This window comes from Brevibacillus borstelensis (assembly GCF_037834415.1).
Lineage (GTDB): Bacteria > Bacillota > Bacilli > Brevibacillales > Brevibacillaceae > Brevibacillus > Brevibacillus borstelensis_A.
Genome location: NZ_JAUMSJ010000013.1, coordinates 1 through 25,687, shown reverse-complemented (window position 1 = coordinate 25,687; position 25,687 = coordinate 1). Strand labels below are relative to the sequence as shown.

Genomic DNA, 25,687 nt, shown 5'->3' with positions numbered 1-25,687 from the left:
ACCTAAAAGTACAGATTGATCAGCATACCCCGAATCTCCCCGATCCGTCCCAGCATATCGATAATGGGCGAATGGACATCTGTGATTTCATCGGCAAGCCGAAGGAGCTGTGCATCTACTTCCTTGATCATTTTGTACAGCTTGCTTTGTCCCCGTCGGTTCGTTCCTTTTCTGTCATCGAGGGCAATCCCGTATTTGACTGCCTCTTCCATAAACTCCTTGATCAGCTGTTTATAACGGTAAAAATCGCGGATCGAACGGGAACGCGCGAGAATTTGGCCTTGCTTGTCGATGTCGTTGAAAAGTCTGATCAGCTGGTCTCGCGACATGCGCTGCTCTTCTTCCCTGATCAGTTCAGCAAAGGCAGCTTTCCCCGTTTGTGGAGTCTTCCGCATGTCTGAAGCCTTGCCCAAATCCACGATTGGTCTGAATCCTTCGCCGATTTTCATCCGGCACCTCCGACAACACTCCTTTGCCGCCTTCCTTTAAGTATATACAAAGCAGCCGCAAAAAGGAGATGCCTCTTTCGCATCGTTTTAAAAGGAGTGAAACTGTTGGACGTCCAAAACAAAGACCGCAGCGCCACCCACCTGAACCTCAAGCGGATAGGGCATAAACGAGTCGACGGCATTGCTCAAGGGTGAGACAGGGGTGACCATCTGTTTGCGTGATTTGCAGTTCTGTTGAATAATATCAATGACATCCGGCAGACTTTCGTCATTCGTACCAATCAAAAATGTCGTATTGCCTGCGCGCAAAAAACTTCCGGTACTAGCCAGTTTTGTGGCTCGGAAACCTTTTTTCACCAACTGCTGCGACAGACGACCACTGTCTTTGTCCTGAACGACAGCAACCACCATTTTCATACGGCGCTCACCCTTTCCGCATCGTTTTGGTTTTCCAGTAGAATACCTGTCTCCCTTCTATAATATGAAGGAAGCCGGGGCAATGTAACGATATTCTTCTTATTCATAGTATACAGCATGTACACGCAAGTACGGTACCCCAACCTTACAAACGCGCTTCGAGCTGCTCCAGTGCCTCCGCGAACACTTCATCGACCGGCCTCTCGGCGTCGATGACGATAAACCGATCGGCGAAGCGATCCCGGACGATACGATACCCTTCCCTGACTTTTTCATGGAAATCCAGCGCTTCCAGGTCAAGCCGGTTGACCTCCCGACCTTTTGTGGCATTGATCCGGGCGAGTCCAACCTCCGGACGGACGTCAAAATACAGCGTCAAATCCGGCATGCAGTCTTCCACCGCAAACTGGTTGATGGCAAATACCTCGTCGATCCCCAGTCCCCTGGCATATCCCTGGTAGGCAAGACTGCTGTCAATAAAGCGATCGCATAGAACCAGTTTGCCCTTTGCCAGTGCAGGCAACACCTTTTCCGCCAAATGCTGCCTTCTTGCCGCTGCATAGAGAAGCGCTTCGGTCCGCTTGTCCATGTTGACGTACTCCGGGTTGAGGATGATCTCGCGAATTTTTTCGGCAATCTCAATGCCGCCCGGCTCCCGCGTCAGTATGACATCCCGTCCCTTCTTTCGAAGTTCGTCATACAGGCGTGCCGCCACGGTCGATTTTCCGGCCCCATCTGCTCCTTCTACGGTGATGAACCGACCTGTTTTTCTCGTTGTCACGACAATTGCTCCCTCCACATTTCTATTCAAGCGGGTTGTGTCCGGCGCTTTCGGCTTTCACACAGATGTGCGATTTACTGCACGACCAGTATCGTCTGAAGCCGACTATCCCGCACACCCTGGAATCTGACCTGACTTTTCCTCAGTTCTTTGAGCAAGGCAAGAAAGGACTCATCGATCCTCTCGCCTGGGGTTAGCAAGGGAATTCCCGGCGGGTACGGAATGATCATTTCTCCCGCGATCCGGCCCAGCGACTGCTCGAGAGGAACGCTCACCAGCGGAGCATCCATCGCCTCGTGGATCGGCATGGCCTGCTCCCGCAAAAAGCTGGAAGACACGATTCCCGGCTGGACAATGCGCTTTGACGGAGAGTGCGGCTGCTCTGGCCGCGACTGCAGTGCACGCAGCAGCTGATCGAGGTCCTCCGGCCTGGTGCCTGACGAGGCCGCCAGCAAAACATGGCCCGTGTCTGCAAGCTCGGGGTAAATCCGGAAATCCTCCAACAGCTGCTGCAATCCGAATCCGTCCATATCCCCAGTGCGGGGCATGAGCATCAGCTTCAGCGGATCCATCGTGGTATAGACACTCGTGGGCTCGCTTGCCGCAAGCTCCACCCATGGCATTTCTCGAACGGCCTCCCTCAGCTTGTCCAATAACGGGAGAAGCTCGCTCCACTCCTCGGGCGCTTCCATCACGAGATGGCGTCTGGCCAGATCCAGCGAGGCCATCAACAGGTAGGAAGGGCTTGATGACTGCAGCAGCGCGAGGCTGCGGGCCAAGCGTTCCCGGTCGATCAGGCTTCCCTGTACATGCAGCATGGATGACATCGTCAGCGCTGTTGTCATTTTATGCGTGGATTGCACGGCAGCATCCGCCCCGCTTGCCATAGCCGACTGCGGAAAAGCGGGATGGAAGCCGTAGTGCGAGCCATGCGCCTCATCGACCAGAAGCGGCACGCCAAAACGGTGAACCGCAGCCGCCATTTTGGCAAGATCGATCCCCATTCCGTAGTAGGTAGGGTTGGTTAAAAAAACGGCTTTCACATCAGGATGGGCAATCAGGGCCCTCTCCACGTCTTCCCGCCGCAAGCCGACAGCTACCCCGCTGGCTGGATCGACGGCAGGCACAATATAGACAGGGTTGGCTCTGGCCAGCATCATGCCGTGAAAAACCGATTTGTGGCAATTGCGCTGAACCAGAATTTTCTCCCCGGGGCGGCAAACCGCCATAATGAGCGCCATGTTTCCAACCGTACTGCCCCCGATCAAAAACCGGGTTTCCTCGGCCCCGAATGCTTCGGCTGCCAGCTTCTGTGCTTCGGCAATGACGCCTTCGGGATGATGCAGATCGTCCATCCCGGATATTTCTGTCGTATCCAGCTCCAGTAGGGGACCGAATGTTCCCCTGCCGATCTGGTCAAAACTGTGCCCCATTTTATGTCCGGGCACATGAAAAGGATGCGGATGCCTGCTTGCGTGCTTGACTAACTGTTCGTACAAGGGAGCGCGCCGCTGTCTCTCCCCGTCGTAGCCAGGGCTTTTTTCCCGCACGAGCTTCACGTCCTTTTTTTATCAGCTTTTTTCATTGTAGCACGATTTTCACCGGCGTAAGTCTGCCAAAACGGAAAAAGGCATGGACCCTTCGGCCAATGCCTTTTTTTTGAACGTAGCTACGCGTCTTTTGTGAGCCAGATGCGCCTCATCTGATGGATAAAAAACGGATATTTGGCATCTTGTACGTCAGTGTGCACCATTTCCTGTTCGCAATGTTGGCAGATAAACTGCTCACAGATCGCGATTCCGTCCAGTCGTTCTTCCTCACAGACGATGCATCGCTGAGCAATCCTTTCCATAGTAAACGCCTGCCCTTTTCCTCAATCTACCAACCATTATACCCCATTATAATCGGCTCCATTCCCAAACGTTCGTGTTTTCGCCGATAGCTCGGTAGATTATCTGGCATGATTCCGCTTCTTCTATGGGAAAGCATGAACAAGCATCGATCACGATCGGCTGGGCCATCCTCCCGACCAGCTCAGGCAATGGCATCTCCCGAATCACCGGATCGGCAGTGCCGATCATCAAAAGATCAGACTTCGCCAGGGCTGAACGCCAATCCTCATGAACAGACCAGGAAGCAGGAAGGCTTTCAACCATGGTGTGATCAGCTTCCGGAGAAACCAGCCGGACTTCTTTCCCGAACATGCCCGCTGCAGGCATCTGCCGCCAAAACGATATGCTTCCCCATAGAGTAATCCTATGTACGTTCGTTTTGTTTAAGACATGCCGAAATTCTCGATCCAACCAGCGATAGAGCGGTGTATGGCTTTTCCGTTCCGGGTACAGCCAGCCTTGGCCGATCCGTTTATCCATTCCGAGCGCGCGGGCGATCACCTGGAGCCGCATCCGCGAGCCTCCTTTGTCGCACTCCTCCCCCATACGCATAAAAAACCGTTCCTTCCACGTCAAATAAAGCCCCAGCTGACGGACAGCTTCGTCAACCTCACACCTGCGGCACACGAGCGAAGTGAAGTTTCGCCGAGCCAGCTGCACGCTCAGCTTTCTCAGCCATTTGCCATTCGGCTCCCCGCCCAGCAGCACTTTGTCTTCATTTGCAAAAGAGAACATCCGAATCACTTCCCACCCGGGGTGAGCATCAGACAATGCATCTGCCAGCCCGGCCCTGATTTTATCCCCGTAGACGAGCAATAGACGGGGGACATCCCCCGCCTCGCTCTGCCGGATCGCCGCCTCCACCTGGTCGTTCGTTGGACCGGCCACCAGCAAGCCTTCTACCTGAACGGCTGCATCCATTTCACTGTCAGAACAAATCTCCAGCCCTTGCTTGTACAGTTCAGCTTTCAGCGATTCCGAAAGAGTGGCACCAGAGATTTCGCTGAGTATGATCGTTCCCTCTGGCAAGATCGTTCTCCGCCTCCTTTTTCCTCGCCCTCTGCCGAGACACGCCCGTCTTTCTCATCAAGAGGGGCTGTGCCATAATAGAGGATATAGATTCTGCCAGATCGTCCTGGCGGGCGGCCCCTGCTCGCTTGCAAAAAGATGCCGGGCTTTTTGAATAAAATTCCCGGTTTATGGCTTCGTTATCCGGGGGTAGTAGTAAATGACGACTCACGAGAACGAATGGATGTGACGTATGAACAATCAAACCATTTACAGCTATAAACTGGTGCGCCGTTTTCGCTGGAGGTTGGCCGGATTTTTGTTTCAGCTGCTGCTTTTCGCACTGTTTTTTACAGCTGCTGACCGCCTGCTGGCTATCCCGTTCCCGGACCTGGTTGTCTCACTCGCTGTACTCCCGGGAATTGCGGTCATCCATCTCTGTTTGTTTCGCATGTACGTTCACTTGCGGGGACATGCCCCTCAGACGACGCCCGACATGCTGTTCTCACCGTGGTGGGGAGCGGGCTATCGACTGCCTGTCCCGCTTTCAGCTTATCGCGGCGCAGAAGCAACCGTTTTGGCAGGCAGCCTGTTTCTGACGGCTTTCCTGTACGTCTGGCTGCCCGTTCCCTACGGGCTCACACTTTTGGCAGGCGCGATTATCTCTTCGCTTCCGCGGCTCTTGGCTCTGCTTGTTTCCCTTCGCTTGCCCAAGCACTGCCGTGTCAAATACGAACATCGCAGCGTCGCCTTTCTGCTGACGGACGGATGATTTCTCTCGCCTCAGATCATCCACATTTTAATGACGATGAGAGCAGCCAGACCCGGCAAACGCAACAACCCGGTCAATAGGGCCGTAACAGGGTTGATTGGAATGTGGAAGTCGGCCAGCTCCCCGATGAGGTTGGCAAAAAACAACAAGACAGCACCAATGACCAGCTGCATGACACCGAGTCCAAGCCAGCGGATCGGTCCCCATACTGATTTGCTGGCTGCAATCAACAGCAACAGCCCCGCCACGAGCAGGGCAATCATCCACCCTGATGTCATGGAAATCCTCCTTTACGCTTGCAGGTACTCCTGCTCTCTTTTGGCATGGGAGAGAAGGTACATGTAGCGTTTTTCCGTTAGCTGCAAATAGTAAATGGCGTCCTCCAGCCCTTTGTCCGGCTCGCAGATCTCCATCAGATGACGGGCGTGCTGCCAGTCGAGCCGAGCGCGGTTGACCGCTTCCTCAATTCCTCTTTTTCTCCATGTCATTGACGGTTTTTCTTGCCTCCAAAAGCCCATTGTCCATCTCCCCTATTGGAAGTAGTAAAGAACCCCGGCCATATTATTGAGCGCATGCAGGATGACAGCCCCCCATATGGATTGGAAACGATGCCGCAAATACCCGAGGAATATACCCATCGCAAACAGCGGGGCAAACAAGGCGATATCCACATGCATCAACGCAAACCACAGACTGCTGATAAAAATGCCGATCACGGTACCCATCCGGCTCACCAGGTACGTTTGCACCACGCCTCGGAACAACAATTCCTCTGCGATCGGTACTAGCCCACCGATCACCACCATCGACGTCAAAACAGCCCATCCATTGCGTTCGCGGGCATGGACGATTTCCTGTTCAATCTGTCTTTCTCTCTCGGAATCGAGTGCCAGCCCAAACCATTCCGCGACCGGTTTGGTTACTGCCACATCAAGAAGCAGCATGACAGCCAGAAACAACAAGATCAAAGCAGCGATCATCCACCCTAGCTGACGGGGCCGACGAACGCCAATCTGGTCCAGCCGCCCCTGCAGCATGAGCGGCACAAGGACCAGGATAAAGAGCTGAAAGGAAGCAGATTCAATAAAGCTGCCAACTGATCCGGCGGGGAAAAATGTGGCGGGCAATACCAATCCATACAACAGCAGCGTACATGCCTGAAACACGTGAAGCCATGCCACAACATGCAGGACGTCGGTACCTGTCACATCTGACGGAGCCCACAGCCAGTCCCTTCTTTTCCGATTTCTCGCTGTCTGTATCGCATACGGGATGGAAGCCAGCAAACTCAGTCCTGTGACGCTCAAGATCAGGATGACGAGCCACATTCCCGGCTCCTCCGCAGTGGTCGCTACCCATAAACCATCGGCTCTCCGCTGAAAGCGGACCATCAGCAACTCCACTGCAAACATGACCCAGTACCCGATAAATAAGACGATAGCCCAACTCTTCGCCTTGTCTTTCCGCGTTTTTCCCGAGAGCAGCAGCCCCGGTCCATTCAGCATTGTCTCACTCTCCCCGTTACACTGTATGTCTCGTCCTAGCAAAAAAGTAGTTTTTTATCAAGTCACTGCTAATTTTTTTATTGATGTTCTGCCAATAAATAAAAACCCACTGCCACTTGTGGGTTTATGCTTTGGTTTTCAAGTATTATATCCGTTGGTTCTAATTATTTCGTTAATGGGCGGACCGCAATCTTTCAACTTTTGCTAATTCTTGACCAATAAACTCCATTTTATAGACATCTGGCTTAGATGTATGCAATAGAAAATTAAAATCGTACTGACTATCGTAATATCCCATCATTAACGTCATTATCGCTCCATGCGTGCCAATTGCTATTTTCTGTCCTTGATATGTCTTTAATAATTCTTTTAAGACAGCTATTGCTCGCTTCTGGCAATCCAGATTAGACTCCCCTCCCGACAGAGCAAAGTCTGGATCGGAAAATGACCGATTCAGCAACGGCAGCAAGTCTTTATCAGGCATTCGGAAGTTTTCCCCTGAAAAATTTCTTTCCTTAAGATTTTCAAAAATTAAAATTTCTTTTCCTGAACATTGGGCGAGCTCCTGAATAGTAAGGATTGCTCGTAGATATGGACTTGATATGAAAACTTCAATTCCCTCAGTTTTCAATAACTCCGTTATACGATGAGCATCCGCTTTCCCTTTATCGGTAAGTCCCCTTGTTCTTTCGTTCCCATCCTTTGGTGAATCGCCATGCCTCACCATGTAAATGCAAGTTTTCATAGTGCCCCCAGCGATGAAATTGTATCAAGCGTTATAGATACTTGTTCTTTCTTTATTCTCATTCGACAAGAGTTTTCATATTCCTTGCTGCCTAATAGCGAAACCAAGTTAATAATGTTGCAATACTTTGTTGCAATGCCATTGAATCGGTTTTTCTCAGCGGAGAGGGCTGCCCCTTTCTCGGCTATCAAAAAAAGGACAGTCCCTCAAGCCAAACTTTCGGGACCATCCCTTTTTCACCAGCTGAACGCACTCCGCGTTCTCTTATAACTCCCGGCGTCCTTCCAACGCCTTGGTCAGCGTAACCTCGTCCGCATATTCCAAATCGCCGCCAACCGGCAATCCGTGGGCAATCCGCGTGACGCGAACGCCGAAGGGCTTGATCAGACGGGAGATGTACATCGCCGTAGCTTCCCCTTCGATATTCGGGTTTGTCGCCAAAATGACTTCCTTCACCTGTTCGTCTCCCAGCCGTTTGAGCAAATCGGGGATGCGAATGTCCTCCGGCCCGATCCCGTCCATCGGAGAGATGGCCCCGTGCAGCACATGGTAATACCCCTCGAATTCCCGGGTTTTTTCCATCGCCACGACGTCTTTTGGCTCCTGTACGACACAGATGATCGAGCCGTCCCGGCGTTTGTCGCGGCAAATATGGCATGGGTCCAGATCGGTGATGTTGTTGCAGACGGAGCAATACTGCAGCTGGCGTTTGGCGTTGACCAGCGCCTTGGCCAGGTCCAGTACGTCGTCCTCTTTCATGTTGAGTACAAAAAACGCCAGACGGCCTGCCGTTTTCGGACCGATGCCCGGCAGTTTCATAAAACCTTCGATTAGTTTTGAGACCGGTTCGGGATAAAACATCGCTTCTACTCCTTCAAAAGGCTCCGACGTTCGCGACTAGAACAATCCCGGAATGTTCATCCCTCCGGTAAAGCGTCCCATCTCTTTGCCAACCATTTCATCCACTTTGCGCAGCGCATCGTTGACCGCCGTCAACACGAGGTCCTGCAGCATTTCGACATCATCGGCGTCCACTACTTCCGGCTTGATGGTGATATCGATAATTTCCTTGTGTCCGTTGGCCTTTACCATCACGGCACCGCCGCCAGCGGAGCTCTCCACTACCTTTTCCTTCAGGCCCTCCTGGGCTTTTTGCATCTCTTCCTGCATTTTCTTTACTTGACGCATCATTTGTTGCATGTTTTTCACGTGGGTGTCCTCCTTAATCGGATGTATGGGTATCTATTCTTTCACTTCGACAAGCCCTTCGCCCACCAGACGGATGGCCTCGGCCACGAACGGGTCCTGCTCCTCTTTGGTCTGGGCCTCACCCTGTGCGGCTTGCTGGTGAACGGACTGCCACTCTTCCTCCATGACGGAGAGAAGCTGCAGCGGCCTGCCAATCACTGCAAAAATGGCTCGCTCGATGACGCTTTTCAGCTCAGGCTCCATCGTCTTGTCGCAGTGGATCGGGCTGGTAAAGGTGACGATAATCGAATCGCCGCCGACAGCAGCGGGCTGCCCGTTTACAAGCCAGGCTTGATACTGGATTTTCACCTTTTTGACCTCGGCCAAAATCTGGCTCCATTGGCCCCGGACCTGACGGGAAGCCGCCTCATCGATGGCCATCGCCGCTTCCCGCACCTTGTTCATCGGCGTCCGTGAGCCACCTCCGGCTGGAGCCGGGCGACGAGCTTCGCTTTTCCGCGGCTCTTCCGCCCTCGGTTGGCCGGCTTCGATGGGCTGGCCCTGAGCGAGCTGGGCGAGCTTCTCTTCCAGCATTTTGACGCGATTGGCAAGAGGGGCCAAGTCGTTGTTATCCACCGCAGCACTTGGTACAGCCGCCGTTGGGGCCTGCCCTTGAACCTGACACAATTTCACCAGCGTCAGCTCCACCAGCACGCGTGAATACGTGGACCACTTCAATTGGGTGAGCGCCTGATTGCACGTCTCAATGGCCGTATAGAGGTCGGCTATCTCGTACAGCTTAGCCACTTGGGCAAACTGTTCGTCGATCGTTGTCCGTTCCACGATTTCTTCCAGATGAGGCGCTGTCTTCAGCAGCAGCATATCCCGATAGTAGTAGAGAAGATCGTGTAAAAATTGCTCCGGGTCTTTTCCCTGCACCATCACCTTGTCAAACTGCTCCATGACGGGAGCTGCATCGCGTTCGGCGATGTGTTTGGCCAAAACGGAGAAGTACCCTTGCGATACCGTTCCCGTTATCTGCATGATGTCTGCAGCTGTCACCTGATCCTTGGCGTAGCTGATCGCTTGGTCCAAAAGGCTCAGCGCATCGCGCATGCCGCCCTCTGCCAGCTTTGCTACGAGCGTCAGGGCTTGCTCTTCTACCCGCACCTGCTGCGCTTCACAGATATAGGACAGACGCCTGACCATCTCCCTGAGCGGGATGCGGTGAAAGTCGAAGCGCTGACAGCGGGAGATAATCGTGGCGGGCAGCTTGTGCGGTTCAGTCGTCGCTAAAATAAAGATGACGTGCGGAGGCGGTTCCTCCAGCGTTTTTAACAGCGCATTAAACGCTTCCGTCGTCAGCATATGCACTTCGTCAATAATGTACACCTTGTACCTGACATCGCTGGGGGCAAATTTTACCTTGTCGCGGATGTCGCGGATCTCCTCAACACCCCGGTTGGAGGCGGCGTCAATTTCCAGTACATCGGTGACGGAGCCGTCGGTGATTGCCTTGCAGGTATCGCACTGATTGCACGGCTCGCCATCCTGCGGCTGCTCGCAGTTTACGGCCTTGGCCATAATTTTGGCTGCACTGGTCTTGCCTGTACCCCGGGGACCGTTGAACAAATAGGCGTGAGACAGTCTTTGCTCGCGCAGCGCATTGCGCAAGGTGACGGTCACATGCTCTTGTCCTACCACGTCTTCAAAGGCTTGGGGTCGGTAAACGCGATACAGCGCGGTGTAAGCCATGTTTGTGTGACACTCCAATCTGCACAGTCCTCTTCCGAATCTCATCTATTATACAACATCTGCTCCCCGTCGTACAAAGAAAACGCCCCGTACTGCTTGCGGGACGCCACGTCATGTCTGGTTTACAAATAGGGGAGCAAGATGTGAAAGGTAGTGCCGTATCCTTTGGTGGAAACGCGAATCTGTCCGCCGATGTCGTGAATGATCTTTTGGCAAACAGACAAGCCCAGACCGGTCCCTTCCTCTTTGGTGGTAAAGAAAGGGTCGAATATTTTGTCAATGATATACAAGGGTATGCCTGGCCCGGAATCCCGGATGTCAATGCTGACCTTGTCGCCGTCCGGATCAATGTGGTGGGAGATGCTCAAGGTGCCCTGTTCTCCCATGGCCTCAATCCCGTTCTTGCATATATTGATGAATACCTGCTTCAGCAATTCCGTATCGCCCACGACAAGCGGCATTTTGCCCCGGGACGAGAACTGGACTTCGATGCCGTAGAGCAAAGCCTGCGACTCCACGATCGGCATAATTTCCTCAAAGACCGTATTCAGGTCGACGATTGCGTATTGCACATCTCGCGGCTTGCTCAGCAAGAGAAATTCGCTGACGAGAGAGTTGATTCGGTTGATCTCCGTCAGCATGATTTCGGTATAGGTTCGTTCGCGGTCCATCCCGTTTTCGCTGAACGATTGTAAAAACATTTGCAAAAATCCTTTTATGGACGTGAGCGGATTGCGTATTTCATGCGCAGTGCCGGCGGCGATTTGTCCGATCATGGCCAGCCTCTCGTTTCGCTCGATTTTTTGTTCGAAGGAGCGCAGGTTTGTTATATCTTTAAACAGAAAGAAGGCGCCTACGGTTTTTCCACATTCATCCTGAAGCGTGTTGGCGTCGACAATGAGTTCATAGCGCTGGTTGTCATTGCTCCATGATGTCGCCATGTTGTACAGCTTGACACCGTCGAGCAGCTCCCGCCTGATGAGACGATGATCCTCCGGTATCCCGGCAAAGACTTGGTCCACGTGCTTGTTGATGACATCCAAGCGGTTTTTCCCCAGCAGCTTGCAAGCCATCTGACTGGCTTCCACGATCCGCCCGTGCTCGTCCAGGACAAACAATCCCAAGCTGCTGTCATTGGTCAGCTTGGCAATCAGTCGTTGAGAGAGGACGCTCTCCGTTTCCTTGCCTGCATCAAACAAGAGGACCGCATAAGACGGATGCTCTCCCGGCTGCATCATCATCAGGGCTGGTGTTTTGCCCGTTCTGCCCTGCTTGTCCTGCCATTGCACATCCAGCGGCTGGTCAGCTTCCCGCCCCATTAGATCGAGATACAACTGCTCGATCGTACCGTCATACGGCAAGAGAAGGTGAAAGGGTTTGTTCATCAAATCTTCGTATCGATAGCCCGTGGCACGCAACAGCTTTTCATTCACCTCTACGATACATCCCGCTTGATCTACCAGGACAATAGCAGTTGGCAACTGTTGTACAAACTGTTGCAATCTTTTGGACGAGCCGACGAGATGTAACGACATCGATTCTCCCACAGCTTGTCCCTCCTGACCTTAGCGATTTCCGGGCGCTTGCCGTTCTGTACAATTTCGTCAAAAAAATGGGAATAACCTTCCGAATCAGCCGATTTTTACCGGAAATTGTTTCGCTAGGGATCGTCAGAAATCAACAAAAATTGTCATGAACGGTTCGTCGGAGAGTCTTTATCGAAACAAAAAAACGATACGATCCGCTCGGGATACATACCGTCTGTTCGTCATTATGAATAGTAACCGTGCACCTATCGTCGATCATCCCCATCCAAGCGTTACTTATGGCCGCAGCTCAGAACAGGCTACCCTGCGGCACACGCGATGATCCACTTATGGCTGCTTCCTTCCGGACCTGACCAGGTTCATGGGTTCGCGTTGCACAGGACCCGCTCCTCAACACCGCTGCCATAAGGCAGCCTCACATGAGAAGACCTCTGATAGGAATTCAACCCTGCTATTGCGGATTGCAGGTTACAGGGCACCGCAACCTCCCCGTCTAGCACGGTAGCATAAGCATACCAAAGATAAGACCTAATCGCAAGGCGAAAAGCCAACCAAAAGAGGGAAACTCCTCCTTAGGCTTGAGCAGCTGCCGGCAGCTCGCTTTGGTTTGCCGATGCCGGCAGCTTGTTTTTATGAAAACAACCCGCTTTGTAAGCTTCGCTAAACACATGGACGATCTCCGGATCGAACTGGGTACTTGAGCAGCGAAGTATCTCGGCGTGCGCTTCCTCCATGGAAAGCGCTTTTCGATAAGACCGCGTTGAGGTCATCGCATCAAACGTATCGGCAACAGCTAAAATTCTCCCCATCAACGGAATGTTTTCTTTTGCCAGCCTGTCGGGGTAACCTCTCCCATCCCACCTCTCATGATGATGGCGGACCCCGGGACTCACGTGCGCAAGGCTCACGATCTGGTTGACGATGTTCGCCCCAATCGAGGCGTGCAATTTGATCAATTCATACTCCTCGTCTGTCAGCTTTCCGTCCTTTAAGAGGACGCGATCCGGTATCGCCACCTTGCCGATATCGTGCATCAATCCCGCGAAACGCAGGTCATCACGGGAAAATTCCGCTTTCTTGTGATCATCCAGATGATCGTAAATAATCAGCGCATATTCGGTGACTCGTTCGCTGTGCCCGGCCGTATAAGGGTCCTTCATCTCTACCGCCAAATAAAAGCTTCGCACGATTTGATCCAATCCTGTCTGCATGTACTCACGTTCACGCTCGATCAGCGTTTGCAGCTGCGAGGCCATTTGATTAAATTTATCCTCCAGCTGGGCTATCTCTTGCAACCGGTGCTTTTTAACCCGTATGGAGAAATCGCCCTTTTGCAAAGCTTCCGTCGCCTCGACCAGAGAACGAATCGGTCTGTCAATCCACTTGGCGACACGCCTCGTAATGATCACCACCAACAACAAAACGAGAATCGTAACCACCCAGAAGATCTCTTTAAGCGGATCAAGCTGTCTGTCAATCGTGCTGCTTGGCAAAAGTTCTGCGTAGGTGTACCCCGATACCGGCGATGTGTAGTGGAACAAGTGGGTGTTTCCTTTCCCGCTGATGAACGGCACGCCTTCCTCTTCGGCATTTTCATGTATCGCTCGGAGCACAGTTGCGTGCTCCTCTTCCGTCCAGCTGTCTATATCGACGCCGCTCTCGTCTACATAGAGCAGCATATTTCCTTTGGAAAAGATGAGCAATGTCGTATTCGTCGGACGGATGTCCCTTTGCAGCCATTTGGTGATAGTTTGGGCATTCCACTCAATCGCGAGGACACCGAAGAGCTTTCCCTGTTCATCCTTTACCAGACGCGATGTCCACCAGCTCTCTCCTTCGCGGCCTTCGCTCTTCATGATATGAAACTGTTCCTGCCCGTTCATCAGTGTGTGATGATAAACATCCCAGTTTCGCGGATCGCTTTTACTGCCCCCTTTTTTCGGCAGCAAAGAGAGGATGCTTCCATCCTTGCCGATCAGGCATATATTTCGCGAGCTTGCGTGCTTTTTATGAAATTCGGTAAATGCTGCAAGTACGGCCGCCGCCTCAGAATTCGGGTTTGATGCGGGAATGCCGCTGCCTGCAGGCATGATGAGCTTGCCGGAATTGATCGGGGCAGACAGTTTTTGCTCCAGCTTGTCCAGTTCTTGCTGCCCCAGTACCGTGTAGAGGGCAAGCTGATCGTCAAGACGACGCATATGCTCCCGTATGTTGGTCGAATACTGTTCAAACAGCGCCTTTTTGGCCGCATGATAATTGACCAGGCTGACGAGTATAATGGGGATCAGGCACAGAATAAGTAAAGCTGCAAAAATTCGATCTTTTGCTTTTGAAAACATTTGCCTCCCCCTTCTCGGCCAGTTTTGGACCCGGCGACACTACAGCAAGGATATCTTCCGTCCTCCTGACATACGCTCAGATAAAGAAGTCGCTTGCCTTGTTTGATAAACCCACTCCGGATGGTAGCCCGCATTCGGCGACACTTCAATACTTCCACCTCCGCTAGGACGGTAAACCTGTTATTTTTGATTTACCGGATTTTTTTGCCATGAAATTTTCCAAACATAGACAAAAGGGAACATTCGTATTATCCTAGCAAAGTACAAACACATTGTAAGGAGTTACATACCTATGCGATACATTCTGCTTGTCTTCTTGGGCGCCTGCAGCTATGGGATTCTGTCGACGATTGTCAAGCTGGCGTACGGACAAGGATATTCTCCAGCGGAAGTAGTGGGCGGGCAGATGTTTTTCGGTTTTCTGCTGACCTGGATACCGGCTCTCTTCGCCCTGCGCCATAAGCCGCCTCTCAGGCGCATTCTGCTCCTGTTGGCAGCCGGCCTCCCGGTTGGCTCCACCGGTTTGCTCTACTACAACGCCCTGCAGCATATTCCCGCTTCTATCGCGATTGTTCTATTGTTTCAGTTTACCTGGATGGGAGTCTTGCTGGAGGCCATTCTCACGCGCAAAAAACCTTCGGCGACCACCTTGTTTTCACTCGTTCTGCTGCTTGCGGGTACGCTTTTGGCCGGAGGTGTGCTGGATAAAGGAATCGGCGGTTTTTCGCTCGTCGGTGTCGCCTTTGGGCTTTTGGCGGCCGTTTCCTACACGCTGTTCATCTTTTTCAGCGGAAAAGCGGCCACTGACATGAACCCCTGGATTCGGACTTCCTTCATGTCGACTGGCTCGATCCTACTCGTATTTCTCATTTATCCGCCCTCTTTTCTCACCAGCGGCGTGCTGTGGGAAGGCTTGTTCGGCTATGTGTTCATGCTCGCCTTGTTTGGCGTGTTTGTCCCCACTGTCTGCTTTACGTTCGGGGTCCCGCACATCGGCCCGGGGATGGCCGGAATCCTGGGCGCAGCGGAGCTGCCGATGGCCGTTTTCTCGTCCTACATCATCCTGCAGGAATCGGTCAGCCTGCTGCAATGGTTAGGCGTCATCATCATCTTGCTCGGCATGATCCTGCCCGAATGGGCACGCCACCGCAGCAAAAACAGAACGCCCTCTTCCCTGTCTTGAGAGGGAGAGGGCGTTTTTTCGCATCCGCACTAATGCGGCAAAAATGCCAGTTGATAAATAAACAGCACAGCAAACATGTAAACGAGGGGATGCACCTCTCTCCACTTCCCTTTCAACACCTTCATCAGCGGGTGGGAAATAAAGCCAAGTGCGATCCCCGTAGCGATGCTAGAGGTCAGCGGCATGCTGACGATGACGAGAAAGGCGGGGAAAGACTCGTCCATCGCATCCCAATCGATATGCCGGACATTGCCCAGCATCATGGAGCCTACCACGATGAGAGCCGGAGCTGTAATGGCGGACATCCCCGACACGGCCCCGACCAAAGGACCGAAAAACGCCGCCATGCCAAACAGGATGGCCACCACGACTGCTGTCGCTCCCGTCCGCCCCCCTGCGGCTACTCCGGACGCCGACTCGATGTAGGCGGACGTCGGACTGGTGCCGAATATCGAGCCGACAAGCGTCGCGGCTGAATCAGCAAACAGCGCCCTCTCTGCCCGGGGAAGCTTGTTGTCCACGAGCAATCCCGCCTGCTTGCTCACCCCGAGCACAGTCCCGGTCGTATCGAACAACGTAACCAGCAAAAAGGAGAACACGACAGCGTACAAGCCATAGTTGACCACATCGGAAAAAGCCTGCATCGGGTTGGAAACGATCAATCCATTCGGCAGCGCGGGGGTGGAAATGATTCCCTTTTCAAAGGTGAGCTGCCCCGTCATATACGCCAGCAGGCCGGTGACCGCCATCCCGAAAAAAAGCGCTCCGTTTAGGTTCAGCGACAAAAACACAAGCGTGACTCCCAATCCGACCAAAGCCAGGACAACCTGCGGCGAGTGTAGATCTCCCAAGGTGACCAGATTGGTCGGGTGACTGGTGACAAGGCCGGTCAATCGAAGACCGATAAAGGTAATAAACAAACCGATCCCGGCAGTGATCGCGTACTTGAGATTATCGGGAATGACTTCGATCAGCTTGGAGCGAAGCGGTGTCAAAGACAACAGAACAAACACGACGCCAGCGACAAAAACAGCGGAAAAGGCGACGGTGTAGGTCAGGGCGCTCCCCGCTTTTACAACCGAGTAGGCGAAATAGGCATTTAACCCCATCGCCGGTGCGATCGCGATCGGATAATTCGCCCACAGCCCCATGATCAGGGTTCCCGCCATTGTAGCGATGATCGTTGCGGTAAAGCCTTGTTCAAACGGCAATCCGGCATCGGCCAAAATGAGTGGGTTTACGACCATAATGTAAGCCATCGTGAAAAATGTCGTAAGACCCGCGATGATTTCCTTCTTCCACGTCCACGTACGCTGGTTGATCATGTTGTGTTGCTCCTGTACCCCGTTTTTCGAAACTCCAGGTCAAAACAAGAAAAATTCCGTTTTGGCGGATACACGTATTTTGATCAAATCAAACCAAATTAATCCGCCTTTTCCTTGTGGTCCGACAGCTCCGTCACGTATATTCCCGCAAGCAACAGGACGACCCCGATCGCGATCACAGTGGTCAACGGCTCTCCCCACAGGAGCCAGGAAAAAAGAAAGGCAAAGACCGCTTCCAAAGAAAGCAGGATGCTCACATGTACCGGCGGGGAAAATTGCTGTGCCTTGATTTGGACGACGTACGCCAAAAGCGTCCCGATCAGGCAGTCAAACCAGAAGGCAAACCAGCCGTATCCGCTGAGCTGACGGGGAAGCGGTTCGCTGACAGCAGCGATCACCGTATCAATGATGCCTACAACCATTAATTGAATCATCACAAAGGAAAGCGTATCGATTTCCTGGTGCTTTTCATATGCCCGGTCCACCATCAGGATGTGCAGGGCAAAAAAGACCGCACAGAGGAAGACGAGCAGATCGCCGAACGCCAGTCCCGCCCAATCGCCTTTTCCAGACAAACAGAGCAGACCTGCGAAAGCGAGCAGAGAGCCGATAACCGCTCCTTTTTTTACCGGCATTCTTCTCCACAGGAAATACAGAAATGGGACGAGTATCACATTGGTTCCTGTAATGACTCCGGCCTTGCCTGGCGTCGTCCTCTCGATCCCCAAGATTTGCAGGGTGTAGGCGGCACACAGGGCGATCCCGCAGATTGCGCCTTGCATCCATACGTCCCGACTAACGGATTTCAGACGTTTCCACGCGAACGGCAACAGGATCATAGCGGCGATCAAAAAGCGCGTTCCGGTGAAAGCAAATGGCGTCAGCTCCGTCAGCAGATCCTTGGACAGGATAAACGTATAGCCCCAGGCGAGGGCAATGAAAAACAAGGACAGATCCGCCCAAAGAAGTTGTTTTTTTAAATGCACACTATCACGCCTCCCATAATCACCCATTATAAGCGAGAGATGAGAGAGTTAGCTTTCCTTATGAAGAAAAAACCTCCGCGTTGCAGCGGAGGCAAAAAAGACAATGGACATTTTCATTTATACTAAAAACTAATCCATCAAGCTACCCATTGGACCAAAAAACTCATAGTGGATTCGCTCATCCGGCACGCCCCATTCCTTCAGCGCGCGGTAGACGCTTTTCATAAACGGAACGGGACCGCAGAAATAAAAGTCAGCCTGATTGTCGGAAAGCTGTGCTTGCAGCCACGGCAGATCGATATAGCCTTCCTTGTCGAAACCGCCGCATTCGCGGTCTTCCTCAGTCGGCTCCGAGTAGAGAACATACGACGCCACGTTTTCATGCCGACGTGCAATCTCTGCGACTTGTTCCTTCATCGCATGGGTCAGGCTGTTGCGAGCAGCATGGATGAACGCGACCTGCCGTTTCGGCTGCCGCTCCACGATCGTCTGGAGCATGCTCACCATCGGGGTAAGGCCGACACCGCCGCTCAAAAGCACTACAGGTGTTTCAGCTTGGGTATCCAATAGGAAGTCCCCGGCCGGAGCGCTGATTGGCAGGACGTCTCCTTCCTTTACATGGCGATGTAGGTAGCTGGAGACGATTCCGGCCGGTCTCTCCTGTTCCCCGTCCTCCCGTTTGACGCTGATGCGGTAGTACTCTTTGCCGGGACTGACGGACAGGCTGTACTGGCGGATATGCGTATAGGCTTCACCGGGTATTGTCATTTTCACGCTGATGTACTGGCCAGGCTGAAACGGGGGCAGCGGTCCCCCATCTTTTGGCTGAAGATAGAAAGAGGTGATGACAGCACTCTCTTCCTCTTTTTTGACTACGACAAAATCGCGAAAATCTCTCCAGCCTCCCTCAGCTCCCTCGGCTTCCTGATACATGCCTTCTTCCACGCTGATAAAGGCATCGGCTATAACACCGTACGCTTCGGCCCAGGCATTGATGATCTCATCGGTAGCCGCTTCTCCCAGCACGTTCTTGATAGCGGCAAGCAGGTTTTCTCCGACAATCGGATAATGCTCTGGCTTGATCCCCAGGCTCCGATGCTTATGCGCGATCTGCTTGACTGCCGGCAAGATCGCTTCCAGATTGTCGATATGAGCGGCGGCCGCATACACGGCATTGGCCAGTGCCATTTGCTGACGGCCTTGCTTTTGGTTCGCGTGATTGAATATGTTCAAAAGTTCGGGATGGTTTGCAAACATCATTTCGTAAAATCTTGTCGTGATGGCTTTGCCGTGCACTTCCAGGACAGGCACAGTCGATTTGATGATCCTGACGGTTTGTTGACTAAGCATTCTAGGCCCTCCTTCTTTCCTGAGGTCAAATTTCTTTGACAACTCCCAGTATAAAGAGGGTCTTATTCTGTATCTGTGACTGCAATCACATCAATCGTGGAAGGTTTGTGAACGACGAAGCCTTCTGGTGTTACATCGGTTGAGGTTTGGCTTTTTCCGGCCGCCAGTCGCGGACGTCGTTATCCTCCAGAATGCCCAAAGTGACGTCGCTGATATCCGGGTCCTTCAAAAGCTCGTCCCGCACCCGAAATTTGATATCATCCGCATCTGCAAGCGTCAAGCCTTTCTCCAGCTCCAGATAAGCCTCCACATGGTAAAAACGCCCCTCCTGCATGATTCTCATCTGATTGATATCCGTTACGGAAGGGTCGGCGAAAATGATCTGCGCCACCCGGTCCTCAACCTCTCGTGGGGCGGCCACGCCAATCAAGCCCACCATATTGTCATATCCGACCTTGAACGCCACTCCCACCATCAGAATTCCGATCAGGATAGTCGCAATGCCGTCGAATACCTTGACAGGCGTCAGCTGCGTGACAACGACCGCAATCAATGCCAGCAAGGCGCCTAATGTGGCGACGAGATCCTCGTAAAACACCAGCCGGGTCGGAGGCGCGGCTCGTCCCACATTTTGAAAGGCGCTCTTTACCACGCCCAATCCTTTCGCTTCCGTCCTTGTCTCCCGGACGATTTCCTTCATCGCCTTCAGCAGGATAGAGCCGTCTACAGCAACTGCCAACAGCAATACGACGAGGTTGAGCACAAAGCGACCGGCCTGTACGGGGTGGGTCAGCAGATGAAAGCCTTCTCGAATCGTTTCATAAGCCATGATAGTGACGACAATCACCGCCACCATGCAAAAGATGTTGATGACCCGCCCGAATCCTGACGGGAACCGGCGGGTTGGCTCTTTTTCGGCGAGTACGCTGCCCGTATAGACAAATCCTTGATTGACGGCATCCGCTACCGAATGCATGGCCGAAGCAAACATGGCTCCGCTGCCGCTCAGAGCGGCCGCTATGCCTTTTACGATCGCCAAGCCCGTGTTGCCAATGGCCGCCGCCCCGGATGATGTATTTCCTTTTTTCATCAGTTGCCACAAGGTCCCCAAGCGTATCCCCCTTTTTTTCCTAAGGCTTCTATAAATCTATGGATAGCCAAAGCATGTAAGTATGATTATGAGGATTCCCCCGGCCATTTCCAGAAATTTTCTCCGTCTGGGGATGGAGATCCTTTTCAAGCTTTTGGCCGTTACTTAATCTGGTGCTGTTTCGTCTATAATGACATAGACATTATTATTTCATTTTTTAGGAGGCTCTATCATGGATCATAAGGGCGTAAAAGCGATTACTCACGCGAGCGCATTCTTTGCACCCGTTCTGGTGCCGCTGCTCGTCTGGCTGCTCATGGCCGATCGAGAGGTGAAGAACATGGCGCTCCAGGCATTGCTGTTCCACGTGATTATCGGGATTTTGATTGCGATTTCCTGGCCGTTCGTCTTTATTATAATCGGTATCCCATTCTTTGTTATTTTTGGCCTCGCGGCGCTGTACTACCCGATCAAAGGGATTTTGTACTCGTTGAGCGGCCGGCCGTTCTCCTATCCGATCATTGGCGCTTTGGTCGGGTAACGAACGACTCACAATAGCCACATCAGAGAAAAATATGATTTTATATAAAATAACTGATACATCTCTCTCTTTTGTAAAGGGGAGATGTATCGGTATTTTTGCGGATATAGACGAACGCATGGACGATAGATCCCGGAAACCTTCCGGGAAACAGAAAAAAGTGTCCTGCCATACTTGTACCACCCAATTTCTTGCCTTAAAGAAAACGTTCCCCTAGCTCAAGGACGTGGATTGTATCTCCTTGCAATCGGCGGTTCCGCAGCCTCGCGAACCCGCCAATCCGAAGCAAAAATTTGGCTTGCTTGCAGAAAAACGCGGCACTCCATCGCGTCGGCACCGCAAGCCTGCTGTTGCTCCTATACTTGACCGGTCCTGTTACCAATCCCACTTCCCTTTTTGGATACCCAGCTTTTCTGTGACCCAAAAGAAAAGCGGTACTTGTATCGGCTGCAAAGATTGCTGCGTACAGCCGGATTCCGGGCTGTAGGAAAGCCCCAAAGCTTCTCCAAGCGTGGCCTCGCCAATATTATTGGTCTTTTCCGCCTCTTCATAGCAGGGAGGGGAGATATAGGTGCGATGGGTATGCTCCAGAATCATTCTCGTATCGTCAGGAGGGATGACTGTCACTTTTGCGCAAACGGCAATCAGGACAACAGCAGTCAATACTGCTGCCCCTCCAATCAGGATGCGGGTAAATCGCTTTTTGTCATCCGTCATGCCGCTTATTCTCACGCTTTCTGAATGTAATTTTCACCGGCGAATTATCCTGTGATCGGTCACGCCCGTCAAGGCTTACCTGTCCGTCATTATGGCCGTGCCGAGACTTTTGGGCATGTCCGGAATCTTGATCGTGCCCGGAATCTTGGCCATGTCTGGAATCTTGACCGTTCCCGAAAACTTGGCTATGCCGGGAATTTTTCTCCTGCCGGTTCTGGTCCTGTTGGTACTCGTCCTGTTGATACTTGTCCTGCTGGTACGGGTCCTGCCGCTCCCCTCCGCCAAGACCGCCTTGGCCGTCAAACATCCCGCCAACAGTCCCGTCGATATCGCCTGTCAGCTGCCGGCTGATCAGGGATGCGAAGGCCCCTTGCAAGCCGGACGGTCCGTACTTGGCGCGGTACTCTTCAATCGTCCCCCTGCTTACCGTCTTTCCGTCCATCAGAAAAATGGCCCGGTCTGCCACTTCCTCGGCTACCTGCAGCTGATGCGTCGAGAAAATGACCGCTTGCCCTGCCCGTTTCACTTCCATTACCAGGCTGACGAAGGTATCCATCCAATACGGATCGAGTCCGTTTGTAGGCTCATCGAGAATGACCAGTGGAGGCTTGTCCAGGATAGCCTGAGCGAATAGCAGCCGCTGCTGCATCCCTTTGGAAAAAACGGAAACCCGCTTGTTGCGAGCATCCTGCAGGCCGACAGCCTTCAGGGCATCGTCCGCTTCTTGCGCCGTACGCCCCTTGAGGGCAGCAAAGAAGCGGATCGTCTCGCTGGCCGTCAGGCCCGCTCCAAAGTTGAAATGATCAGGCATGTAGCCGATTTGCCGCAAATAATACTCGCGGTCCTGCCTGCGGTTCAGCCCATTTACCTCAATCGTGCCCGAGGTCGGCCGCGCCAGGCCCGCAATCATGCGCAATATCGTGCTTTTTCCCGCGCCATTGCCGCCGCAAAGCGCTACTACTTGTCCTGGCCTGATGGTCAGATCGAATGGATGGACGATTGTTTTCCCCTTTATCCTTTTCGTTACCTGCACCATTTCCAATCCGGTATTAATCACGGTATCTCCCTCTTTCCCAGACGAATGTGGCAATCCCCATCGTGACGACAATCCAGGCGATGCTGAGGGTGATAAAACCGATTACGCCAAACGGAGACTGCATCCAGGTGACCCAGTTGTAGTATTCCGGGCCAAAAATGGAGCCTCCGCCCATTTTCACGACGGAGAAAATCCGCACAAACTCAGCCGGATTGAGACAGGTGGCGATTTGCAGCACGGGCTTGATCCACGTATAAGGCAAAAAGCTCAGCACTGAGATCAAAATTGTCGGCCATGCGAGGATAAAGAAGAACCAGATGCTCACCCCGAACGTGAGGGCCTGCCAACGGTTCTTGCTCACTGTCCCGACGATTATCGCGATTCCCAGAAAGAGCAGAACAATACAAATGGAGAAGAACAGGAAAAAAAGCAGCGCAGATAGCGTAAAGCCAGTCCCGAGCAGCGAACCGATCAGCCCGGATACACCGTATCCAAAGCAGACGATCGAGACCAGGACAACCGCCAAGCCAAAATATTTTCCCCATAAAAAAGCGGTCGTCGTGATCGCATAGGTGGAAAGAAGCTGCCAGCTCCCCTCCTCCTTTTCCGCGGTGAGGGAAAAGGAGGCGAGCAGCATTGTCATCAGGGGAAGCAAATACAAAATCAGGTTAAGCATCGTCCCTGTCGTGTACGTATACCCTTCCATAAACGATTGTGATTGGATGATCAGCAAGGCGAGACTGAACAGAGAAAAAAGAGCCATGAAAGAATATGCCCACGGGTTGCGAAAGCCGATCTTGATCTCCCGTTTGGCGATTTTATCGATGTGCACATCAGCCACTTCCCATGATCAATTGTGTTTGCCTTGCATTTCGTTGCTTGGCGCATGCGAGCTGCCTGCATCCGCATTCTGGCCGTGGCTGCCTGCGCCCGTTTCGCCGTGGCCTCCGCCGTGCCCTTCCTTATGCTTTTTCATACTGGATTCCCAGCTGTGATTGCCCAGATCTTGCGCACTCAACAGTTTGCCTGCCTGCTGCTCCTTCACGAACGCTTCTGCAGCGGTTTTGTCTTTGAAGGAATAAACTCCGTAGCCCATCGGCGTTTTAAAGCTCTCGTCATACGCGTAGCTCGCCTGTTCCGACTTTACCCACTCCTTGGAAAGGTAATCCCGGACGAACTGGACATCCATCTGCTCTGTCCCGTTTTCGTTTGTCCAGCGGTACATGCAGCCGATGTCGTCGAATTTCAAGGCTTTTCCGTCCTTTAGCACAATTTCGGTCGCGTGCTGGTTATTGGCGACTTCCATATGACAGATGTCGCACTTGTCCACTCCTTCCACAATCTCCACCGGTTGCGCTTCCTCTTTGCCGCATCCGATCATCAATGCGGAAACTACCATCATTGCACCTGCTGCCATTGTCCATTTTTTCATTTTTGTCTCACTCCCATATAGATTCCAAATCCAGTCAACGCCAGTAAGCATGCGCTGATACCCATGATCCAGCCTTGCTGCTCGGGCCGACTCTGTCCGGCGGCCGCCATTATTTCTTTGCCCGGGGTTATTAGCGGACGGGCATCCCGAATGACTGTACCTGTTCCGGAACTAAACAATCCTTCCAAAAACACAAAACCCGGCGCTTGAAAAAACAGCTGATACGGTGGTACGGCTCCCGTCAGCGCCAGAAAAAACGGGTTCATCTCGTAGGGGACGTCGCTATGCCCGTCCGCATCCAGATCAATTCCCTGCATCGTATCCCAGTAGTTTCCCTCCAAGAGGTTCTCTTTGCCATCTTGTGCCTGCGCCTGAATGACATTGGAAATAAACTGGTTGGCTGCTATCTCATTGCGAGCCGCCTCTTTTAGCTGCATGCCAATAAAATTTTTTTCCAGCCGGTTTGCGGAAAAAAAGTTCAGGCTGGACTGTTCCATGAAAAAGCCGACACGGTTTCCCTCGATCAGGTTGTTTTCGATGTGCGAGTGGGTGACATCGAACAAAAGGACTCCCTGCGAATTGGGGTTTTCTCTCTGCTTGACGAAGCGGTTCTCCCTGACGATGGCTCTCGTTGTTTCCATCAGCATGGCCCCTGTTACGTTTGCGCTTCCTGTGTTGCCTACAAGCTTGGTATCGGCCGTACCCATGAAGTGGTACCCGTAGCGGGACTTTTCAACGAAATTTTGTTCAATTTCATTAAAATTGCTGTTTTCCAAATAAATGCCGTCAAACATGTTTCCAATCCGATTGGACGTCAGCTGGTTGTAATGAGACCGATCCAGGTTGATGCCGTTCCCTTTCTGCGGTTTGGGACCTGTTTTTTTCGGGGCCAGCAGCTTGTGCTGGCTGTGGTCGAGCATATTTTCTTCCGTGTCGTCATCAGGCTCGCTGACTCCGCCGATAATTGCGATGTCCTTCAATGTGTTGTGATCGGACTGGATCAGCTGCACGCCCGTTCCCATCGTCTCAATCGTCAGGTGTTCAAGGACGGTATAGCTTCCTCTGACGACCAGCGATGCGTCCGGTTCGTTAATCCGCTTGTCGACAATCCGCATCCCTCGCACCGTCACATGGTCCGCCTGGATCACCAAAACAGGCTCCTTGTTCGTACTGTTTACCTCCACGTTGCCATGTCCCTGCAGGATGATCGGTTTAGTCACCCGGATCGGTCCCGGATACGCTCCTGCTGGGACGACGACAGTTTCACCAGGCTGTGCCCGGTCAATCAGCTCCTGCAATGACGCCGCTGTGGCTGCCGCTTTTCCGGGTAAAGAGTTGACGGTCACCACCAAACCAATGACAAGCAGAAGCCAGAGAGCCCGACATAACCTTGCCAAGTTCTTCTTCTCTTTCGTAAACAGGCGCCTCCCCCCTTTTTTATCTACGCTTGGCCATCTTCTGTTGAGGCTACACGTCCAGAATACCAGTCCCTGACAGTTTTGAAATGACTCATCCGGGCTACGAGAAATGGCAAAAAAGAGACAAATCGTAAAGCGACAGAAAATGCAAAAAAGCCATCCTGATCAGGATGGCTTCATTTATTCCTTCAAAACTGGATATGCATGCAGT

26 protein-coding genes, 1 other RNA gene and 1 pseudogene are annotated in these 25,687 nt (G+C 52.5%); 3 read left to right on the top strand and 25 right to left on the bottom strand.

The window, feature by feature from the left end:
- Positions 1 to 2: 2 nt before the first annotated feature.
- The 6 genes from Q3F21_RS12685 to Q3F21_RS12660 all read right to left on the bottom strand — a co-directional run bounded on the left by Q3F21_RS12685 (position 3) and on the right by Q3F21_RS12660 (position 4,568).
- Positions 3 to 449 carry a YaaR family protein gene (locus Q3F21_RS12685; RefSeq protein WP_340253052.1) on the bottom strand — a complete coding sequence of 149 codons (447 nt, stop codon included), beginning with the start codon at positions 447 to 449 and terminating at the stop codon, positions 3 to 5.
- 87 nt (positions 450 to 536) lie between these two features.
- On the bottom strand, positions 537 to 866 hold the full coding sequence (locus Q3F21_RS12680; protein ID WP_003390201.1) for a cyclic-di-AMP receptor: 330 nt from the start codon (positions 864 to 866) through the stop codon (positions 537 to 539).
- A gap of 145 nt (positions 867 to 1,011) precedes the next feature.
- A complete protein-coding gene (gene tmk / locus Q3F21_RS12675; protein WP_340253240.1) occupies positions 1,012 to 1,653 on the bottom strand; it encodes a dTMP kinase in 642 nt (213 codons plus the stop codon).
- Between the two features lie 68 nt (positions 1,654 to 1,721).
- Positions 1,722 to 3,197 carry an aminotransferase class I/II-fold pyridoxal phosphate-dependent enzyme gene (locus tag Q3F21_RS12670; protein ID WP_340253049.1) on the bottom strand — a complete coding sequence of 492 codons (1,476 nt, stop codon included), beginning with the start codon at positions 3,195 to 3,197 and terminating at the stop codon, positions 1,722 to 1,724.
- A gap of 119 nt (positions 3,198 to 3,316) precedes the next feature.
- The gene (locus Q3F21_RS12665) at positions 3,317 to 3,499 is read right to left on the bottom strand and encodes a sigma factor G inhibitor Gin (protein ID WP_340253047.1); all 183 of its coding nucleotides are present in this window, start codon (positions 3,497 to 3,499) and stop codon (positions 3,317 to 3,319) included.
- Between the two features lie 46 nt (positions 3,500 to 3,545).
- Positions 3,546 to 4,568, bottom strand: coding sequence for a hypothetical protein (locus Q3F21_RS12660; protein WP_340253045.1), 1,023 nt, complete (start codon positions 4,566 to 4,568; stop codon positions 3,546 to 3,548).
- 232 nt (positions 4,569 to 4,800) lie between these two features.
- Here Q3F21_RS12660 and Q3F21_RS12655 point away from each other — a divergent pair, with 232 nt between their 5' ends.
- Positions 4,801 to 5,319: a hypothetical protein gene (locus tag Q3F21_RS12655; RefSeq protein WP_340253043.1), complete on the top strand. Its 519-nt coding sequence runs from the start codon at positions 4,801 to 4,803 to the stop codon at positions 5,317 to 5,319.
- An 11-nt stretch (positions 5,320 to 5,330) separates the two neighbouring features.
- On the opposite strand, the gene Q3F21_RS12650 is transcribed toward Q3F21_RS12655, so the two are convergent.
- The 10 genes from Q3F21_RS12650 to Q3F21_RS12605 form a co-directional block, all read right to left on the bottom strand.
- Entirely contained in the window at positions 5,331 to 5,597 is a 267-nt protein-coding gene (locus Q3F21_RS12650; protein WP_340253041.1) for a pro-sigmaK processing inhibitor BofA family protein, read from the bottom strand.
- A 12-nt stretch (positions 5,598 to 5,609) separates the two neighbouring features.
- Positions 5,610 to 5,807, bottom strand: coding sequence for a DUF2508 family protein (locus tag Q3F21_RS12645; RefSeq protein WP_340253039.1), 198 nt, complete (start codon positions 5,805 to 5,807; stop codon positions 5,610 to 5,612).
- Between the two features lie 42 nt (positions 5,808 to 5,849).
- Positions 5,850 to 6,824: a CPBP family intramembrane glutamic endopeptidase gene (locus Q3F21_RS12640; protein ID WP_340253037.1), complete on the bottom strand. Its 975-nt coding sequence runs from the start codon at positions 6,822 to 6,824 to the stop codon at positions 5,850 to 5,852.
- 172 nt (positions 6,825 to 6,996) lie between these two features.
- The gene (locus tag Q3F21_RS12635) at positions 6,997 to 7,569 is read right to left on the bottom strand and encodes a histidine phosphatase family protein (RefSeq protein WP_340253035.1); all 573 of its coding nucleotides are present in this window, start codon (positions 7,567 to 7,569) and stop codon (positions 6,997 to 6,999) included.
- A gap of 264 nt (positions 7,570 to 7,833) precedes the next feature.
- Positions 7,834 to 8,430, bottom strand: a complete 597-nt coding sequence (recR, locus tag Q3F21_RS12630; RefSeq protein WP_340253033.1) for a recombination mediator RecR — start codon at positions 8,428 to 8,430, stop codon at positions 7,834 to 7,836.
- A 36-nt stretch (positions 8,431 to 8,466) separates the two neighbouring features.
- The gene (locus Q3F21_RS12625; RefSeq protein WP_340253031.1) at positions 8,467 to 8,778 is read right to left on the bottom strand and encodes a YbaB/EbfC family nucleoid-associated protein; all 312 of its coding nucleotides are present in this window, start codon (positions 8,776 to 8,778) and stop codon (positions 8,467 to 8,469) included.
- Positions 8,779 to 8,811: 33 nt separating this feature from the next.
- Positions 8,812 to 10,512, bottom strand: a complete 1,701-nt coding sequence (gene dnaX, locus Q3F21_RS12620) for a DNA polymerase III subunit gamma/tau (RefSeq protein ID WP_340253029.1) — start codon at positions 10,510 to 10,512, stop codon at positions 8,812 to 8,814.
- A gap of 122 nt (positions 10,513 to 10,634) precedes the next feature.
- On the bottom strand, positions 10,635 to 12,047 hold the full coding sequence (locus Q3F21_RS12615) for a PAS domain-containing sensor histidine kinase (RefSeq protein WP_340253237.1): 1,413 nt from the start codon (positions 12,045 to 12,047) through the stop codon (positions 10,635 to 10,637).
- A 249-nt stretch (positions 12,048 to 12,296) separates the two neighbouring features.
- Positions 12,297 to 12,561: signal recognition particle sRNA large type (gene ffs / locus Q3F21_RS12610), an RNA gene on the bottom strand.
- A gap of 70 nt (positions 12,562 to 12,631) precedes the next feature.
- Positions 12,632 to 14,398, bottom strand: coding sequence for an HD domain-containing phosphohydrolase (locus Q3F21_RS12605; RefSeq protein WP_340253027.1), 1,767 nt, complete (start codon positions 14,396 to 14,398; stop codon positions 12,632 to 12,634).
- 292 nt (positions 14,399 to 14,690) lie between these two features.
- On the opposite strand from Q3F21_RS12605, the gene Q3F21_RS12600 reads away from it, so the two are divergent.
- The gene (locus tag Q3F21_RS12600) at positions 14,691 to 15,581 is read left to right on the top strand and encodes an EamA family transporter (RefSeq protein WP_340253025.1); all 891 of its coding nucleotides are present in this window, start codon (positions 14,691 to 14,693) and stop codon (positions 15,579 to 15,581) included.
- 29 nt (positions 15,582 to 15,610) lie between these two features.
- Here Q3F21_RS12600 and Q3F21_RS12595 read toward each other — a convergent pair whose 3' ends face one another.
- The 4 genes from Q3F21_RS12595 to Q3F21_RS12580 all read right to left on the bottom strand — a co-directional run bounded on the left by Q3F21_RS12595 (position 15,611) and on the right by Q3F21_RS12580 (position 20,332).
- On the bottom strand, positions 15,611 to 16,906 hold the full coding sequence (locus tag Q3F21_RS12595) for an NCS2 family permease (protein WP_340253023.1): 1,296 nt from the start codon (positions 16,904 to 16,906) through the stop codon (positions 15,611 to 15,613).
- 98 nt (positions 16,907 to 17,004) lie between these two features.
- Positions 17,005 to 17,892: a DMT family transporter gene (locus tag Q3F21_RS12590; RefSeq protein ID WP_340253021.1), complete on the bottom strand. Its 888-nt coding sequence runs from the start codon at positions 17,890 to 17,892 to the stop codon at positions 17,005 to 17,007.
- A 129-nt stretch (positions 17,893 to 18,021) separates the two neighbouring features.
- The gene (hmpA, locus tag Q3F21_RS12585; protein ID WP_340253019.1) at positions 18,022 to 19,242 is read right to left on the bottom strand and encodes an NO-inducible flavohemoprotein; all 1,221 of its coding nucleotides are present in this window, start codon (positions 19,240 to 19,242) and stop codon (positions 18,022 to 18,024) included.
- 130 nt (positions 19,243 to 19,372) lie between these two features.
- The gene (locus Q3F21_RS12580) at positions 19,373 to 20,332 is read right to left on the bottom strand and encodes a cation diffusion facilitator family transporter (protein WP_425341254.1); all 960 of its coding nucleotides are present in this window, start codon (positions 20,330 to 20,332) and stop codon (positions 19,373 to 19,375) included.
- Positions 20,333 to 20,564: 232 nt separating this feature from the next.
- Here Q3F21_RS12580 and Q3F21_RS12575 point away from each other — a divergent pair, with 232 nt between their 5' ends.
- Positions 20,565 to 20,873 carry a DUF4870 domain-containing protein gene (locus Q3F21_RS12575; RefSeq protein WP_340253015.1) on the top strand — a complete coding sequence of 103 codons (309 nt, stop codon included), beginning with the start codon at positions 20,565 to 20,567 and terminating at the stop codon, positions 20,871 to 20,873.
- Positions 20,874 to 21,248: 375 nt separating this feature from the next.
- Here Q3F21_RS12575 and Q3F21_RS12570 read toward each other — a convergent pair whose 3' ends face one another.
- The 5 genes and pseudogenes from Q3F21_RS12570 to Q3F21_RS12550 all read right to left on the bottom strand — a co-directional run bounded on the left by Q3F21_RS12570 (position 21,249) and on the right by Q3F21_RS12550 (position 25,455).
- Positions 21,249 to 21,590 (bottom strand): hypothetical protein, encoded by a 342-nt coding sequence (locus tag Q3F21_RS12570; RefSeq protein ID WP_340253013.1) that lies wholly within the window; start codon positions 21,588 to 21,590, stop codon positions 21,249 to 21,251.
- A gap of 343 nt (positions 21,591 to 21,933) precedes the next feature.
- Positions 21,934 to 22,626: pseudogene (locus tag Q3F21_RS12565) on the bottom strand (ABC transporter ATP-binding protein); the annotation flags it as partial.
- Positions 22,627 to 22,639: 13 nt separating this feature from the next.
- A complete protein-coding gene (locus tag Q3F21_RS12560) occupies positions 22,640 to 23,458 on the bottom strand; it encodes an ABC transporter permease (protein WP_340253011.1) in 819 nt (272 codons plus the stop codon).
- 18 nt (positions 23,459 to 23,476) lie between these two features.
- A complete protein-coding gene (locus tag Q3F21_RS12555) occupies positions 23,477 to 24,058 on the bottom strand; it encodes a nitrous oxide reductase accessory protein NosL (protein ID WP_340253009.1) in 582 nt (193 codons plus the stop codon).
- Positions 24,055 to 25,455 (bottom strand): right-handed parallel beta-helix repeat-containing protein, encoded by a 1,401-nt coding sequence (locus Q3F21_RS12550; RefSeq protein WP_340253007.1) that lies wholly within the window; start codon positions 25,453 to 25,455, stop codon positions 24,055 to 24,057. Before Q3F21_RS12550 ends, Q3F21_RS12555 begins: the two co-directional genes overlap by 4 nt.
- Between the last annotated feature and the right edge of the window lie 232 nt (positions 25,456 to 25,687).